The sequence below is a fragment of the Pseudomonas sp. CP-1 genome, assembly GCF_021213715.1.
Lineage (GTDB): Bacteria > Pseudomonadota > Gammaproteobacteria > Pseudomonadales > Pseudomonadaceae > Pseudomonas > Pseudomonas aeruginosa.
Genome location: NZ_JAJQKY010000001.1, coordinates 304,735 through 319,336, shown reverse-complemented (window position 1 = coordinate 319,336; position 14,602 = coordinate 304,735). Strand labels below are relative to the sequence as shown.

Genomic DNA, 14,602 nt, shown 5'->3' with positions numbered 1-14,602 from the left:
GATACTTCGCCGCCCGGCCAAAGCAAGCCCGCACATCCGCCCGCCCCAGCTTGGCGCGCCACTCCAGCCGAACGCCCCATAAGATGCCGGTCGAATGAATACAGCGCGACGCCGAACAGGAGACATGCCGTGGATACAAACGCATTCGCCACAGACAACTCGATGGCAACCAACCCTTGAAGCAGACGGATTACAAACAGGTTTCAAGGCATGATTCGTTTGCTTTCAAACAGAATAGTTTCGCTCTCGCAGAGACCAACTGGAATACATAGGCGAAGCCGTTTTCCAATTTGTGCACGGAGTTTGCTTATACCTCTTTCATCACAGTAAGAGGGGCCGCACGGAGCATGACATTTTTATTACAAGACCCCGCCAATCGGGAAAAGCGACTTGAGAAGCGACCTCAACAAGAGTGACCAAGCCCGCGACATACGTCATTTTTTCAACTGCTCACCTACGCAGATGCGACATACGTCATGCAATTTTGCGACAACGCCGTAAAGAATCCGTCGCTTCGAAACCTCAACTATCGCCAAGAAACACTGCGTGCTATAAGTTAGCGCCGACAAGAAGAACTAGCCGTCACTGCGGCACTGTGATGGCAGAGATAATTTCAAAACCAAAGGAGCAATCACAATGAAAGTGATGAAGTGGAGCGCCATTGCACTGGCGGTTTCCGCAGGTAGCACTCAGTTCGCCGTGGCCGACGCATTCGTCAGCGATCAGGCCGAAGCGAAGGGGTTCATCGAAGACAGCAGCCTCGACCTGCTGCTCCGCAACTACTATTTCAACCGTGACGGCAAGGAAGGTCGGGGCGATCGCGTCGATTGGACCCAGGGCTTCCTCACCACCTACGAATCCGGCTTCACTCAAGGCACCGTGGGCTTCGGCGTCGATGCCTTCGGCTACCTGGGCCTGAAGCTCGACGGTACCTCGGACAAGACCGGCACCGGCAACCTGCCGGTGATGAACGACGGCAAGCCGCGCGACGACTACAGCCGCGCTGGCGGCGCCCTGAAGGTGCGCATTTCCAAGACCATGCTGAAGTGGGGCGAAATGCAACCTACCGCGCCGGTCTTCGCCGCCGGCGGCAGCCGCCTGTTCCCGCAGACCGCGACCGGCTTCCAACTGCAGAGCAGTGAATTCGAAGGGCTCGATCTCGAAGCGGGCCACTTCACCGAAGGCAAGCAGGGCACCACCACCAAGTCGCGCGGCGAACTCTACGCAACCTATGCAGGCCAGACCGCCAAGAGCGCGGACTTCGCCGGCGGCCGCTACGCGATCACCGACAATCTCAGCGCCTCCCTGTATGGCGCCGAATTGAAAGACATCTATCGCCAGTATTACCTGAACACCAACTACACAATCCCGCTGGCATCCGACCAGTCGCTGGGCTTCGACTTCAACATCTACCGCACCACCGATGAAGGCAAAGCCAAGGCCGGCGACATCAGCAACACCGCCTGGTCCCTGGCCGGCGCGTACACCCTGGACGCGCACACCTTCACCCTGGCCTACCAGCAGGTGCATGGCGACGAGCCGTTCGACTACATCGGCTTCGGCGAGAACGGTTCCGGCGGCGGCGGTGACTCGATTTTCCTCGCCAACTCCGTGCAGTACTCCGACTTCAACGGCCCCGGCGAGAAATCCTGGCAGGCCCGCTACGACCTGAACATGGCCTCCTACGGCGTTCCCGGCCTGACCTTCATGGTTCGTTACATCAACGGTAAGGACATCGACGGCACCAAGGTCGACTCCAGTTCCTCCTACGCGGGCCTGTACGGCGAGGACGGCAAGCACCACGAGACCAACCTGGAAGCCAAGTACGTCGTCCAGGCCGGCCCGGCCAAGGACCTGTCGTTCCGTATCCGCCAGGCCTGGCACCGCGCCAATGCCGACGAGGGTGAAGGCGACCAGAACGAGTTCCGCCTGATCGTCGACTATCCGCTGTCGATCCTGTAATCGACCGACAGGCAACGAAAAAACCCGGCATCGCCGGGTTTTTTCTTCTCGGCGGCAACGCGCCTATAAAGGAAGGGCGTAGGTACCGGTCACATGGGCCACCAGGTCTTCCTCATTACTCTGCGAAAACACTCCGACCTCGCAGACGACCTGGCGCCGCCCCAGCTTGAGGATGCTCGCCTCGGCCAACAGGTCCTCGGGCCTGGGCTTGCTGAGGAAGTTGATGTTCAGGTTCGAGGTCACGGCCATCTCGACCGCCCCGAGACGCCCGAGAATGACCGCGTACATCGCCGCGTCGGCCAGCGCCATGATGGTCGGGCCGGACAACGTTCCACCGGGACGCACCAGCTTGCCGTGAAAAGGTATGCGCGCCAGCGCATGTCGTTCGTCGAGACGCTCGACACGAAAATCGATGTCCTCGGCCATGGGCAGCCCCATGCGGATCAACGCCTGTACCTGCGCCGCGTTCATTGCCTGCTGACTCCTCATCATCGATGGCCGGCGCCCTGTACGCAGCCAGACCGGCACCGTACAATGCCCAGCCATTCCTCCCGATACAACCGACATAACGGCCAAAGATGCGTACCAGTCAGTATCTGCTTTCCACGCTCAAAGAAACCCCCGCCGACGCGGTGGTAATCAGCCATCAACTGCTGCTTCGCGCCGGCATGATCCGTCGCCTGGCCTCGGGTCTCTATACCTGGCTGCCAATGGGCCTGCGGGTACTGCGCAAGGTCGAGACCATCGTCCGCGAGGAAATGAACGCTGCCGGCGCCCTGGAAGTGCTGATGCCGGCGGTGCAGCCGGCCGAGCTGTGGCAGGAGTCGGGGCGCTGGGAGCAATACGGCCCTGAGCTGCTGCGCCTGAAGGACCGCCACGAGCGCGAATTCTGCGTAGGCCCGACCCACGAAGAAGTGATCACCGACCTCGCGCGCAACGAGCTGAACAGCTACAAGCAACTGCCGATCAACTTCTATCAGATCCAGACCAAATTCCGCGATGAGATCCGCCCGCGCTTCGGCCTGATGCGCGGACGCGAATTCATCATGAAGGATGCCTATTCCTTCCACCTGAGCCAGCACTCGCTGCAGCAGACCTACGACGGGATGTACCAGGCGTACAGCAAGATCTTCTCCCGCCTCGGCCTGGATTTCCGTCCCGTGCAAGCCGACAACGGCTCCATCGGCGGCAGCGACTCCCATGAGTTCCACGTGCTGGCCAACTCCGGCGAGGACGATATCGTCTTCAGCGACAGCTCCGACTACGCCGCGAACATCGAGAAGGCCGAAGCCGTGCCGCGCGAGAGCGCCCGCGGCAGCGCCACCGAGGACATGCGCCTGGTCGACACGCCCAACACCAAGACCATCGCGGCCCTGGTGGACGGCTTCCAGCTACCGATCGAGAAAACCATCAAGACCCTGGTGGTGCATGGCGCCGAAGAAGGCACCCTGGTCGCCCTGATCGTCCGCGGCGATCACGAGCTCAACGAAATCAAGGCCGCCAACCAGCCGCTGGTCGCCAGCCCGCTGGTATTCGCTTCGGAGGCCGAGATCCGTGCCGCCATCGGCGCCGGCCCCGGCTCGCTGGGCCCGGTCAACCTGCCGATCGCCTGCATCGTCGACCGCTCCGTCGCCCTGATGAGCGATTTCGCCGTTGGCGCCAACATCGAGGACAAGCACTACTTCGGCGTGAACTGGGAGCGCGACCTGCCGCTGCCCGAGGTCGCCGACCTGCGCAATGTCGTCGAAGGCGACCCCAGCCCGGACGGCAAGGGCACCCTGGTGATCAAGCGCGGCATCGAGGTCGGTCATATCTTCCAGCTTGGCACCAAGTACAGCGAAGCGATGAAGCTGAACGTCCTGAGCGAACAGGGCAAGCCGGTCAACCTGATCATGGGCTGCTACGGCATCGGCGTATCCCGCGTGGTCGCCGCCGCCATCGAACAGAACCATGACGAGCGTGGCATTCTCTGGCCAAGCGCACTGGCGCCGTTCCAGATCGCCCTGGTACCGCTGAAGTACGAAACCGAGAGCGTCAAGCAGGCGACCGACAAGCTCTATGCCGAGCTGACCGCAGCCGGTTTCGAAGTGCTGCTGGACGATCGCGACAAGAAGACCAGCCCCGGGGTGAAGTTCGCCGACATGGAGCTGATCGGCATTCCCCACCGCATCGTGATCAGCGACCGCGGCCTCAACGAAGGCGTCCTGGAATACAAGGGCCGCCGTGACAGCGAGTCGCAGAACCTGCCGATCGGCGAACTGATGTCGTTCATCACCGAAAAACTCAGCCGCTGAGCGTAACGATGCCCACCGGAAGCCCCCTGCGCCTATTCGCCGCCGCCCTGTGCGGCGGCCTTCTGCTGAGCGGCTGCGCCAACCAGTTGCCGCAGCGTAGCGAGCATGAGGAGCGCGTCGAGCGGAAGCTGCTCGAACATACCCTGCAAGTCGATGTCGGCCAGCCCGATGTGCTCGAACTACCGCAGCGCCGGGTCCGGATCAACGACCAGAAGTCCTTCGAGGTCACCGAGTTCGAGGTGACGCGCCGTTACGACCGCTATACGCCGTACCAGGCCTGGCGGGAGATCTACGAGATCCCGTTGGGCGCGGTGGCGCTGGTGGCCGGCGTCGGAGCGAACATCGTCAACGTGGTGACCTTCGGCAGCGTACCGGACAACATCACCCACGGCTGGATCAACTATGGGCTGGCCGGGGTGAATCCGTTCATGAACGTGGAATCCAACGGTCGCGCCGAACAGAATCTCGCGAGCATCGACGAGAAACAGCGCGACAAGCGCCTGGAGTACTCCAGCCTGCCCTGGGCGGAGCGTCCGGTCATGGTCAGTTCCGGCAAGGAACTCAACGAACTGCTTACCGACCGTCATGGCGTGCTGCGCCTCAACCTGCTTGACAGCCCCTTCGCCGAACAGGACATCAGCCGCATCTCGCAGATACATCTTTCGGTGAGCGACCCGCAGGATGGTACCCGCGCCGATGCCAGCCTCCGCGTCAGCCGCAGCCTGCGCGGCAAGCTCCTGGAAGCTCACGCCCTGATCTATGACGACCTGGAAGGCGATGACGTCCACCACTGGGTCCATCGGGTGAAACGCCTCGCGGAGCTGGGCCTGGAAGAAGAAGCCAGCGAACTGGAACAGAGCCTGATCGAGCTCACGCGCAACGACCCCGAACTGCAGCAGCAGTTCATGCATGCCCTGCTCCGGGATGCCGGACGCCTGGCCGCGGACCCTGGCGAGACGCCCTGACGGCGAACTCGCCTCGTCAGCGACGGACGACGAAGCCAGCGATCCCCTGCAGCGGCATTTGCTCGACCTCGACCGCAGAGACCTCCGCGTGCCGCGGGCCCCGCCCCAGCCATCGCTCCAGGGCTTTCGCCCGGTCCTCCTCGCCCTCCCAGACGACTTCGACACGCCCGTCATCCAGGTTGCGCACCCAACCGTCGAGTTCGAGGCGATCAGCCTCTTCCCGGGTCGCCTGGCGGAAACCGACGCCCTGTACCCGGCCGCCGACATAGGCATGCAAGCAGATCCTCGCCATCAGCGTCCCTCCCGCAAAGCCTCGAGCTGTTTCAATATGCCATCGGCCGTCTGCTCACCCAGCAGACGCTGACGCATTTCCCCCCGAGCATCGACGATATAGGTGACAGGCAACGCTTCGCTGCGAGGGAGCTTGAAGCGATGCGCCGGATCATCGGCCAGCACGGTGAAGCGAATCCCCATGCCATCGGCCGACTTCTTCAACTCGGCATCGCGCAAGCCATCGAAATTCACGCCAATGACGCGCCCGCCCTGCCCTTCCAGCACCTGCGCAAGGCGATTCATCTCCGGAATCTCGGTCCGGCAGGGCGCGCACCAGTCAGCCCAGTAATTGACCACCAGCCAATGCCCGTCCAACTGCTCCGCAGCGACAGGACGCCCGTCCTGGTCGACTCCGTAATCCGCCGAACAGCCCGCGAGAAACAACACCGCAGCAGCGCCCAGCGGGCGTAGCCAACTCCCCATGTCAGGAACCTCTCGAGTCAGGAAAACATCGGCCGGACCAGGGCAACCCGGCGCGGCACTATGGCGAGACCTTACTGGAAGCCATCCACCTCTGCAAAACCGAGTGGAGACGAATATGGGAAGAAGAAGCCCCGATACTTCCTACAAGGCACAAAGTGCGAGAAGAGTCACGACGATCGCCGTCGAACCGCACAGTTTGACGCAAAGGACCACCCCTATAATCCGCGTGCCACACACGACGCGACGACTCAACCGGCCGTATGCCCAGGCATCGGCAGGATCGACTTGGGGAGAAGTCGAGAGCGACGAGTCCGAAGCCCTTTTAAACGGACACACTGCTGCTTATGAAAGACCATCTGATCGGAAGCGTCCCCGCACACCTGGTGGATGCCGCACGCCCGACCCTGACAGCCCACGAGGGCCTGGTCGCGGACTACAACATTGCCGCCTGGCTACATCTTCCGGATGCCTGCGACCTGCTGGTGTCACTGGTGGTCAGCTATCTGGATGGCGGGCGCCAGCGCGAAGTGGCGGTGGATCACGGACGAATCGACCGCCAGCAACGCATCCTGCTTTCCGGCATTGCCCGCCTACCCGTACGGCAGAAAGTGGAGAACATGCAGGTACGCCTGAAGTCGGCGACGGCCTTTTCCCGACTGGTCGTGGAGGAGTTCTTCGTACAAGCGGTGGAGCAGGAAAACAGGACCCAGCAGCTGTCCGAAGCTTGAGCCGGATCGCTCAGCCCTGGCGCACCTGATCGAGCAGGGGTTCGTCCCGCGCTTTCTCAGGCGACGGTTCGCTGACGCTACGCGCCGGCACCAGCGACTCCGGCCAACTGCTGAACTGCAGCCCGGTAATCCGGTTCAAACGCTCAAGCGCTGCCTGCTCATCCTTGTGATGCAAATGGACGACCTTGTTCGACATTGGGAGCATGAACGGGAACCTCGGCGGAACTACGGAGTGAAACGACTGTCACACGAGGGTTTGCCAGAAGCGTGCCAACAGCGCTTTCCCTGCGCTTGCTGGGATTCCTCCGGCAGAATGCAGCGCCTCATGCACATCGTTCGCCGCAAACTGACACTTTACGTCACCTTCGCTCCCGAGGTTCCGTCCGCCAGCCAGTGGGCCAGGCTTTCTCCGAACAGCGCCTCCTGCTCCACCTGCAAGCGTTCCATCGCCTGCTGGAACGGCGGATACCACGCCTCGTCCAGATTCGCAGGCATGCGCTCTCGGCTAGGCATGGGCCAGGGGCAGCGATTCAGCAAGCGATGCAGACTGTAGGCGCCAAGATCCCGGCACAGCACCCACTCACCTCCGCCGGCGCGGCAGACGAACTGCTCCTTCTCGAGAAAGTCCAGCAGTTCCTCCCACTCATCCTCGGGCAACAGCCAACCCGCACGATGCAAGTGGGTCAGGCGTAGCGACTGTCCAAGCTGCTGGCGCTGGTGGAACACCCTCAGCACGCCGAGCAGAACGATCAGCTTGGGCAGCGAGCGCCGCCGCCAGAGACGGGAAGAAGAGAGATTGCAGACCAGCACCGCGCCGAACAGAACGATCATCCAGGAAAGATAGATCCACAGCAGGAAGATAGGCACGGTGGCGAAGGCACCGTAGATCAACTGGTAGCCGGGAAACAGGCTTACGTACAGCCCGAACAGGGTTTTCGCGGCTTCGAACAGTACCGCGGTGAACACGCCGCCCATCAGGGCATGGCGCACCGGGACCCGGGCGTTCGGGACCGCCGAATAGAGCAGGGTGAAGGCCGCCACGCTGAACGCCAGCGGCATCAGCCCTAGCAGCGTCTCCGCGCCCGGCAACGCGTCCGGGCCATGGAGCAGCGACAGCGAAGTGATGTAGGTGGACACGGCGAAGCCGGCCCCCAGCAACAATGGGCCCAGGCTGAGGATCGCCCAGTAGAGGAGGAACCGCCCGACACCCCGGCGTGGCTGGCGAACCCGCCAGATCTCGTTGAAGGCTTTCTCGATGGTCACCAGCATGGTGAAGGCGGTGACTGCCAGAAAGACCACCCCGACCCAGGTCAGGTGCCGGGCCTGGGTGGTGAAACTCTTCAGGTAGGTTTCCACCGCTTCTCCAGCGGAAGGCACGAAATTGCGAAAGATGAAAGTCTGGATCGACTCGCCCATGCCATGGAATGCCGGAATCAGCGAAAGCATGGAAAACATCACCGTCATCATCGGCACTACCGCGAACAACGTGGTGTAGGTCAGCGCCGCCGCGCTGTTGGGAGCCTTGTCGGTGACGAAGCGATGAGCGAGGAAGCGAGCGAACTCGACCCCATCGTTGAAATGTTCGCGCATGCCCTCTCCTTGAAGTCGCGCCGGTTCTTCGCCTCTCGGGGCGGTACTTCGCGCCGACGGGTTCAGTCCTGGTCGACGAGGCGGTTAGAATAGCCGTCACTTCACCGGCCATGCGACCCCTGACATGAGCGAACTGATCCTGTTGCACAATCCGCGCTGCTCGAAATCCCGCGCAGCGCTCGAACTGCTCGAAGCCCGCGGCCTGCAACCGCAAGTGGTGCGCTATCTGGAGACCCCGCCGAGCGCCGCCGAGCTGAAAGCGATCCTGGCCAAGCTCGGCATTCCCGCCCGCCAGTTGCTGCGGACCGGGGAGGACGAATACAAGGCCCTCGGCCTGGATGAGCCCAGTCTTGGCGAAGAGGCCATCATCGAGGCAATGGCCAAACATCCGAAGCTGATCGAGCGTCCGGTGCTGGTCGCGGGTGACAAGGCGGTGGTTGGCCGGCCTCCGGAAAGAGTCCTGGAGATCCTCGCTTGAGCAGTCCCTACATCCTGGTGCTGTACTACAGTCGCCATGGCGCTACCGCGGAAATGGCCCGGCAGATCGCCCGTGGTGTCGAACAAGGCGGCTTCGAGGCGCGCGTACGCACGGTTCCCGCGGTATCCACCGAATGCGAAGCGGTCGCCCCGGACATCCCCGCGGAGGGGGCGCTGTACGCAACCCTGGAGGACCTGAAGAACTGCGCAGGCCTGGCCCTCGGCAGCCCGACCCGCTTCGGCAACATGGCTTCCCCGCTGAAATACTTCCTCGACGGTACCAGCAGCCTGTGGCTGACCGGCGGCCTGGTCGGCAAGCCGGCAGCGGTCTTCACCTCCACCGCCAGCCTGCACGGCGGCCAGGAGACCACTCAGTTATCGATGCTGTTGCCGTTGCTGCACCACGGCATGCTGGTCCTGGGCATTCCCTACAGCGAACCCGCCCTGCTGGAAACCCGCGGCGGCGGCACGCCTTACGGCGCCAGCCACTTCGCCGGCGCCGATGGCAAGCGCAGCCTCGATGAGCACGAACTGACCCTGTGTCGCGCGCTGGGCAAACGCCTGGCGGAAACCGCCGGCAAGCTGGGGAGTTGAAATGGCCCGCAAGAACAAACCGCTGCCCGAAGTAGCGTGGCTGCAGCCGCGCCTGGCGCTCAGCCGCGCCATCAGCCTGGGAAGCTTCGTCGGCCTGGTCCTGCTCATCCTCATTCGCGACCTGATCTACGCGGACGCCCATGGTGCGGCGAGCTGGGTGCCCTGGCTGGTCCTCGCCTTCAAGCTGCTGCCGCTGCTGGTGGTGGCCCCCGGACTGCTCATGGGCAGCGCGCGCGGGCATGCCTGGGCCTGCTACGTGGTCAACCTGTATTTCATCCTCGGCGTACTCGCCGCCTTCGATCCCACGCAGCGCCTGTTCGGCTGGGCCGAAGTGCTATTCAGCGTGACCTTGTTCTGCGCCGCGCTGCTCTATACGCGCTGGCGATTCCAGTACGACCGAAGGGTCGCCGGGGAACGCTGATGGTAAGGCAGGAGCCCCTCCTGCCCTGCCTGCGCCGCTTTCCAGTGCCGACCGCCGGTAAGCCTGCGGACAGCCAGCGCTCCGGTATTGCCGGCGCATGGATGGAGAGACGGATAGAAGGCGGTCACTTCCTGCCGCAAGCGAAACCCAAGGACTGCGGCACGGCCATGCGGGAGTTCGTCGACGGACTGTCGACGCCTACCAGCCGAGGGTTTCCTTGAGGAAAGGAATGGTCAGCTTGCGCTGAGCCTGGAGCGAAGCGCGATCCAGTTGCTCCAGCAGATCGAACAGAGAGTTCATGCTGCGCGAACCGCGGTTGAGGATGAAACGACCGACTTCATCGGTCAGATGCAAGCCACGACGGGATGCCCGCAGTTGCAGGGCACGAAGCTTGTCCTCGTCGGAAAGACCGTGCAACTGGAAGATCAGCGCCATGGTGAGGCGGGACTTCAGGTCCGGCAGCTTGACCTGCAGCTCCCGGGGCGACTTCGATGCCGCCAGCAGCAGGCGCCGACCGGTATCGCGCAGTCGATTGAACAGGTGGAACAGCCCCTCTTCCCACTCTCGCTTGCCAACCAGCACATCCAGGTCGTCGATGCAGACCAGCTCGCACTGCTCGAGATCGTCGAAGATTTCCGGGCCGTACTGCACCAGATCGGCCATCGGCAGGTAGATGGTTCGCTCTTCGAACTGCTCGAAACGCAAGCAGGCCGCCTGCAACAGGTGGCTGCGGCCGACGCCGTCGTGTCCCCAGAGGTAGATGAGGCTTTCCGCCCAGCCAGCCTCGGCTTCGCACAAACGCTCGACATATCCCAGTGCCGCGGCATTGGCACCGGGATAGTAGTTGGCGAAGGTGGCGTCGTCGCGCAGACGCACACTGAGGGGAAGCTGAATAGGTTTCATGCCAGGCTGGGCGGACAATCCGAAAACGCCGCAGGAGTCACCGTAAAGGCTGCAAAGTTTATACGCCTCGGCAAGGCCGCACAATGAGCAACTAGGCAAGCAAAATCAAAGGTTTGCCGATAGCCGAGGCTCCTTGCCCAGAGCATCGGCCGGTCGCGCGCCGGCCCGCTCCGTTGCATAGGAGCGGATCGGCGCGCCGACTCACTGCCAGCGGAAATTCAGTTGGGTCGACGACGGCACCGCCGCGCTGGGCGCTGCGGGCTGGCCGGAGGCATCCACCGGTACGCTGTCGGCCGGGATTTCCTGCAACTGCGCCAGGCCCAGCTGGGCACGCAATTGCTCGGGACTGGCCTTCACGGAATAGTCGAGGCGATCGCCCCGCACGCCTACCAGACGCGCGCCGAACGGATCGAGCAGGCGTTGCAACTCGGCATAGCGTGCCAGTGTCGCGCCCTGGACCTGGAGGGTCAGGCCGGTCGCCGCTCCCGGCGTGGCAACGAAACGAGTGGACAGGCGGTTGCCGACGGCCAGCATCACGCTGTCTGCCAACGCGTCGGGCGTAGCGCCTTCAGCCTGGCCTTGCTCTCGCGAATCGCCCATCCACAGCCGCCATTGCGCCTGCCATTTGCCGTCCGCCTCCTTGGCGTCCACTGCCAGCAAGGCATCGGCGGCATAACGCTCGGAGGCTGCGCGCAGGGCATCGGGTTGGGCGGCGGTGAGGTTCTCCGGGGTACCGACGATCTGTTCGTCGAGATCCGCCAGAGGCAGGCGCAACGGCAAGCCGCGGTTCTGCGCCGCACGCTTGAGCGGTTCGGCCGAGGCCTGGTTGTCACCGACCAGGGTGCTGCCATCGGCGCTTTCGTTCAGCCACCAGGCCAGCACCGCCGGGCGGTTGGCGCCCCAGCTCGGCAGGCCGGCGGCCCGCAGCGCATTACCGGTGGCGGTCGGATCGAAATCGACCACCAGCGCCAGCGGCGGACCATTTTCGAAGGCGTACTGGCTGATCAGTTGCTGCGGATCCTTCAGGTACCCCGCCAATGCCGGGTTCTGCGGCGCCTGCGGATTGCCGGTCAGACGCACCAGCAGGGTCTGCAGGGCTCGCACCAGTCCGGCATCGCGCTCCCCGGGCTGCTGCGACGAAACCGGCTCGCGGACCTGGTAGAGATTGGGGACCGTTGCCGCGAAGACGGGCAAGCCTAGCAGGGAAAAACAGAGAACGAAGAGTCGGGCTATGCGCATGGAGGGCTCTCGACGAACGGATGGGAACGGCGGCGACGAGCTGTGAAGGCCGCGCAAGTGGACCTATACCTTAAACAGCAGTCCGTCCAGCGGCAACCGAGATGGCCGCTGCGTGGCAAGCCTGATAAAATCGCGCGCCTTCAAAACCGGCAAACAGCGTTGCACGCCTGGGCGGCCGGCCGATCTCCGAATTACCCCTATAGGCCTGGATTTATGAGCAGCAAGCAACCCTCGTTGAGCTACAAGGACGCTGGTGTGGACATCGACGCCGGCGAAGCCCTGGTGGAACGCATCAAAGGCGTGGCCAAGCGCACCGCACGCCCGGAAGTGATGGGCGGCCTCGGCGGCTTCGGCGCCCTCTGCGAAATCCCGGCCGGCTACAAGCAGCCGGTGCTGGTATCCGGCACCGACGGGGTGGGCACCAAGCTGCGCCTGGCGCTCAACCTGAACAAGCACGACAGCATCGGCCAGGACCTGGTGGCGATGTGCGTCAACGACCTGGTGGTCTGCGGCGCCGAGCCGCTGTTCTTTCTCGACTACTACGCCACCGGCAAGCTCAACGTCGACGTCGCCGCCACCGTAGTCACCGGCATCGGTGCCGGTTGCGAACTGGCGGGCTGTTCCCTGGTCGGCGGCGAGACCGCCGAAATGCCCGGCATGTACGAAGGCGAAGACTATGACCTGGCCGGCTTCTGCGTCGGCGTCGTGGAAAAGGCCGAGATCATCGACGGCTCCAGGGTCCAGGCCGGCGACGCGCTTATCGCCCTGCCCTCCTCCGGCCCGCACTCCAACGGCTACTCCCTGATCCGCAAGATCATCGAGGTTTCCGGCGCCGACATCGAGCAGGTCCAACTCGACGGCAAGCCGCTGGCCGACCTGCTGATGGCGCCGACCCGCATCTACGTCAAGCCGCTGCTGCAACTGATCAAGCAGACCGGCGCGGTCAAGGCCATGGCTCACATTACCGGCGGCGGCCTGCTGGACAACATCCCGCGCGTCCTGCCGGACAACGCCCAGGCCGTGATCGATGTCGCCAGCTGGAACCGTCCGGCGGTATTCGACTGGCTGCAGGAACAGGGCAACGTCGACGAGACCGAGATGCATCGCGTACTCAACTGCGGCGTCGGCATGGTCATCTGCGTGGCCCAGAGCGACGCCGAGAAAGCCCTGGAAGTCCTGCGTGCCGCCGGCGAGCAACCCTGGCAGATCGGTCGCATCGAAACCTGCGGCGCGGACGCCGAGCGCGTGGTCCTGAACAATCTGAAAAACCACTGATGCCGAAACTCTGCAATGTCGTGGTGCTGATTTCCGGCTCCGGCAGCAACCTGCAGGCGCTGATCGACAGCCTCCGGGAGGGCGCCACGCCGGCCCGGATCCGCGCGGTGATCTCCAACCGCGCGGACGCCTATGGCCTGGAACGCGCGCGCCAGGCCGGCATCCAGACCGAGGTGCTCGATCACAAGGCCTATGCCGATCGCGAAAGCTTCGACCAGGCCCTGGCACAACGGATCGATGCCCATGAACCGCACCTGGTGATCCTTGCCGGGTTCATGCGCATCCTCAGCGCCGATTTCGTTCGCCATTACCAGGGGCGACTGCTGAATATCCATCCCTCGTTGCTGCCGCGCCACAAAGGGCTGCATACCCATCAACGCGCCCTCGAAGCCGGCGACCGCGAGCACGGTTGCAGCGTGCACTTCGTGACGGAGGAACTCGATGGGGGGCCACTGGTCGTACAGGCAGTAATCCCGGTAGAGTCGCAAGATACGCCGGAACGCCTGGCCAGACGGGTTCACGAGGAAGAACACCGGATCTACCCGCTGGCCATGCGCTGGTTCGCCGAGGGCCGCTTGCGCCTGGGCGAACAGGGCGCCCTGCTGGATGGCCAGGCCCTGCCTGCCACCGGCCATCAGATTCGCACCAAGGAGATTCGCAATGCGTAAAGCCATGCTGTTCCTGCTGACGCTGCTGACCCTGCCGGCCTATGCCTTCGAGCTGAAGCCGTTTACCGCCAGCTATACCGCCGACTGGAAACAGATGCCCATCAGCGGCAATGCCTCCCGCAGCCTGAAGGCTCTCGGCGACGGCCGCTGGCAACTGGACTTCGAGGCCTCCATGCTGCTGGCCAGTCTCAACGAAGTCAGCACCTTCAAGGTCGAGAACGACACCTTCCTGCCACAGACCTACCGCTTCGCCCGCCAAGGTCTGGGCAAAGGCAAGCAGATCGAACTGGACTTCGACTGGTCGCAGAAGCAGGTGCTCGGCAGCGACCGCGGCGATGCGGTGCGGCAACCCCTGAATCGCGGTCAACTGGACAAGTCCACCTATCAACTGGTCCTGCAGCATGACGTTGCCGACGGCAAGAAGAGCATGAGCTACCAGATCATCGAGGGCGAGGATGTCGATACCTACGACTTCCGGGTTCTCGGCGAGGAAAAGGTACGCACCCAGGCCGGCCTGATCAACGCGATCAAGGTCGAGCGCGTGCGTGATCCGGGCAAGAGCAACCGCAAGACCATCCTCTGGTTCGCCAAGGACTGGGACTACCTGCTGGTCCGCCTGTACCAGATGGAAACCGACGGCAAGGAATACCAGATCATGCTCAAGGAAGGCACCATCGACGGCAAGACCGTCACTGGCGAAAAGAGCTGACCCCCTCTCCCACGAAAAGCC

At 63.3% G+C, this 14,602-nt stretch carries 17 protein-coding genes; 10 read left to right on the top strand and 7 right to left on the bottom strand.

All coding sequences use genetic code 11. The features are described 5' to 3' along the window. The first annotated feature begins 636 nt into the window (after positions 1–636). The gene (locus tag LT948_RS01515; protein ID WP_003109949.1) at positions 637–1,962 is read left to right on the top strand and encodes an OprD family porin; all 1,326 of its coding nucleotides are present in this window, start codon (positions 637–639) and stop codon (positions 1,960–1,962) included. Between the two features lie 63 nt (positions 1,963–2,025). On the opposite strand, the gene LT948_RS01510 is transcribed toward LT948_RS01515, so the two are convergent. Next, complete coding sequence (locus LT948_RS01510; protein WP_003086091.1) at positions 2,026–2,433, bottom strand: PaaI family thioesterase; 408 nt, start codon at positions 2,431–2,433, stop codon at positions 2,026–2,028. A 107-nt stretch (positions 2,434–2,540) separates the two neighbouring features. On the opposite strand from LT948_RS01510, the gene LT948_RS01505 reads away from it, so the two are divergent. Then, positions 2,541–4,256, top strand: a complete 1,716-nt coding sequence (locus LT948_RS01505) for a proline--tRNA ligase (RefSeq protein ID WP_218816318.1) — start codon at positions 2,541–2,543, stop codon at positions 4,254–4,256. 8 nt (positions 4,257–4,264) lie between these two features. Next, positions 4,265–5,221, top strand: coding sequence for a hypothetical protein (locus LT948_RS01500; protein ID WP_009315342.1), 957 nt, complete (start codon positions 4,265–4,267; stop codon positions 5,219–5,221). A 16-nt stretch (positions 5,222–5,237) separates the two neighbouring features. Here LT948_RS01500 and LT948_RS01495 read toward each other — a convergent pair whose 3' ends face one another. Further along, on the bottom strand, positions 5,238–5,513 hold the full coding sequence (locus LT948_RS01495) for an acylphosphatase (RefSeq protein ID WP_003102385.1): 276 nt from the start codon (positions 5,511–5,513) through the stop codon (positions 5,238–5,240). Next, positions 5,513–5,977 carry a TlpA disulfide reductase family protein gene (locus LT948_RS01490; protein ID WP_009315341.1) on the bottom strand — a complete coding sequence of 155 codons (465 nt, stop codon included), beginning with the start codon at positions 5,975–5,977 and terminating at the stop codon, positions 5,513–5,515. Before LT948_RS01490 ends, LT948_RS01495 begins: the two co-directional genes overlap by 1 nt. 344 nt (positions 5,978–6,321) lie before the next feature. On the opposite strand from LT948_RS01490, the gene LT948_RS01485 reads away from it, so the two are divergent. Then, on the top strand, positions 6,322–6,705 hold the full coding sequence (locus tag LT948_RS01485; protein ID WP_003102388.1) for a hypothetical protein: 384 nt from the start codon (positions 6,322–6,324) through the stop codon (positions 6,703–6,705). A 10-nt stretch (positions 6,706–6,715) separates the two neighbouring features. Here LT948_RS01485 and LT948_RS01480 read toward each other — a convergent pair whose 3' ends face one another. Both LT948_RS01480 and LT948_RS01475 read right to left on the bottom strand, forming a co-directional pair. After that, positions 6,716–6,901 carry a hypothetical protein gene (locus LT948_RS01480; RefSeq protein ID WP_003112577.1) on the bottom strand — a complete coding sequence of 62 codons (186 nt, stop codon included), beginning with the start codon at positions 6,899–6,901 and terminating at the stop codon, positions 6,716–6,718. 158 nt (positions 6,902–7,059) lie between these two features. Further along, positions 7,060–8,295 carry a YihY family inner membrane protein gene (locus tag LT948_RS01475; protein WP_009315340.1) on the bottom strand — a complete coding sequence of 412 codons (1,236 nt, stop codon included), beginning with the start codon at positions 8,293–8,295 and terminating at the stop codon, positions 7,060–7,062. Between the two features lie 124 nt (positions 8,296–8,419). Here LT948_RS01475 and arsC point away from each other — a divergent pair, with 124 nt between their 5' ends. Genes arsC through LT948_RS01460 form a run of 3 tightly spaced genes read left to right on the top strand, consistent with a single transcriptional unit; the run spans position 8,420 to position 9,787 of the window. After that, positions 8,420–8,773, top strand: a complete 354-nt coding sequence (gene arsC, locus LT948_RS01470) for an arsenate reductase (glutaredoxin) (protein ID WP_003109944.1) — start codon at positions 8,420–8,422, stop codon at positions 8,771–8,773. Beyond that, a complete protein-coding gene (gene wrbA, locus LT948_RS01465; protein ID WP_003102394.1) occupies positions 8,770–9,366 on the top strand; it encodes an NAD(P)H:quinone oxidoreductase in 597 nt (198 codons plus the stop codon). Before arsC ends, wrbA begins: the two co-directional genes overlap by 4 nt. Position 9,367: 1 nt before the next feature. After that, entirely contained in the window at positions 9,368–9,787 is a 420-nt protein-coding gene (locus LT948_RS01460) for a DUF2069 domain-containing protein (protein WP_023092144.1), read from the top strand. A 198-nt stretch (positions 9,788–9,985) separates the two neighbouring features. On the opposite strand, the gene hda is transcribed toward LT948_RS01460, so the two are convergent. After that, a complete protein-coding gene (gene hda, locus LT948_RS01455; protein WP_003102398.1) occupies positions 9,986–10,690 on the bottom strand; it encodes a DnaA regulatory inactivator Hda in 705 nt (234 codons plus the stop codon). 201 nt (positions 10,691–10,891) lie between these two features. After that, a complete protein-coding gene (locus LT948_RS01450) occupies positions 10,892–11,929 on the bottom strand; it encodes a DUF2066 domain-containing protein (protein ID WP_033995148.1) in 1,038 nt (345 codons plus the stop codon). Between the two features lie 213 nt (positions 11,930–12,142). On the opposite strand from LT948_RS01450, the gene purM reads away from it, so the two are divergent. Genes purM through LT948_RS01435 form a run of 3 tightly spaced genes read left to right on the top strand, consistent with a single transcriptional unit; the run spans position 12,143 to position 14,581 of the window. After that, complete coding sequence (purM, locus tag LT948_RS01445; RefSeq protein WP_003109942.1) at positions 12,143–13,204, top strand: phosphoribosylformylglycinamidine cyclo-ligase; 1,062 nt, start codon at positions 12,143–12,145, stop codon at positions 13,202–13,204. After that, positions 13,204–13,872: a phosphoribosylglycinamide formyltransferase gene (purN, locus tag LT948_RS01440; protein WP_003086063.1), complete on the top strand. Its 669-nt coding sequence runs from the start codon at positions 13,204–13,206 to the stop codon at positions 13,870–13,872. Before purM ends, purN begins: the two co-directional genes overlap by 1 nt. Further along, on the top strand, positions 13,865–14,581 hold the full coding sequence (locus tag LT948_RS01435) for a DUF3108 domain-containing protein (protein ID WP_003086061.1): 717 nt from the start codon (positions 13,865–13,867) through the stop codon (positions 14,579–14,581). The genes purN and LT948_RS01435 overlap by 8 nt, the downstream gene beginning before the upstream one ends. Positions 14,582–14,602: the final 21 nt, after the last annotated feature.

Coding starts and splice junctions, on each gene's coding strand:
- LT948_RS01460 (WP_023092144.1), top strand. CDS start 9,368: ATGGCCCGCAAGAACAAACCGCTGCCCGAAGTAGCGTGGCTGCAGCCG.
- LT948_RS01500 (WP_009315342.1), top strand. CDS start 4,265: ATGCCCACCGGAAGCCCCCTGCGCCTATTCGCCGCCGCCCTGTGCGGC.
- LT948_RS01505 (WP_218816318.1), top strand. CDS start 2,541: ATGCGTACCAGTCAGTATCTGCTTTCCACGCTCAAAGAAACCCCCGCC.
- LT948_RS01485 (WP_003102388.1), top strand. CDS start 6,322: ATGAAAGACCATCTGATCGGAAGCGTCCCCGCACACCTGGTGGATGCC.
- LT948_RS01510 (WP_003086091.1), bottom strand. CDS start 2,433: ATGAACGCGGCGCAGGTACAGGCGTTGATCCGCATGGGGCTGCCCATG.
- LT948_RS01480 (WP_003112577.1), bottom strand. CDS start 6,901: ATGTCGAACAAGGTCGTCCATTTGCATCACAAGGATGAGCAGGCAGCG.
- LT948_RS01515 (WP_003109949.1), top strand. CDS start 637: ATGAAAGTGATGAAGTGGAGCGCCATTGCACTGGCGGTTTCCGCAGGT.
- LT948_RS01490 (WP_009315341.1), bottom strand. CDS start 5,977: ATGGGGAGTTGGCTACGCCCGCTGGGCGCTGCTGCGGTGTTGTTTCTC.
- LT948_RS01495 (WP_003102385.1), bottom strand. CDS start 5,513: ATGGCGAGGATCTGCTTGCATGCCTATGTCGGCGGCCGGGTACAGGGC.
- hda (WP_003102398.1), bottom strand. CDS start 10,690: ATGAAACCTATTCAGCTTCCCCTCAGTGTGCGTCTGCGCGACGACGCC.
- LT948_RS01435 (WP_003086061.1), top strand. CDS start 13,865: ATGCGTAAAGCCATGCTGTTCCTGCTGACGCTGCTGACCCTGCCGGCC.
- purM (WP_003109942.1), top strand. CDS start 12,143: ATGAGCAGCAAGCAACCCTCGTTGAGCTACAAGGACGCTGGTGTGGAC.
- arsC (WP_003109944.1), top strand. CDS start 8,420: ATGAGCGAACTGATCCTGTTGCACAATCCGCGCTGCTCGAAATCCCGC.
- LT948_RS01475 (WP_009315340.1), bottom strand. CDS start 8,295: ATGCGCGAACATTTCAACGATGGGGTCGAGTTCGCTCGCTTCCTCGCT.
- purN (WP_003086063.1), top strand. CDS start 13,204: ATGCCGAAACTCTGCAATGTCGTGGTGCTGATTTCCGGCTCCGGCAGC.
- LT948_RS01450 (WP_033995148.1), bottom strand. CDS start 11,929: ATGCGCATAGCCCGACTCTTCGTTCTCTGTTTTTCCCTGCTAGGCTTG.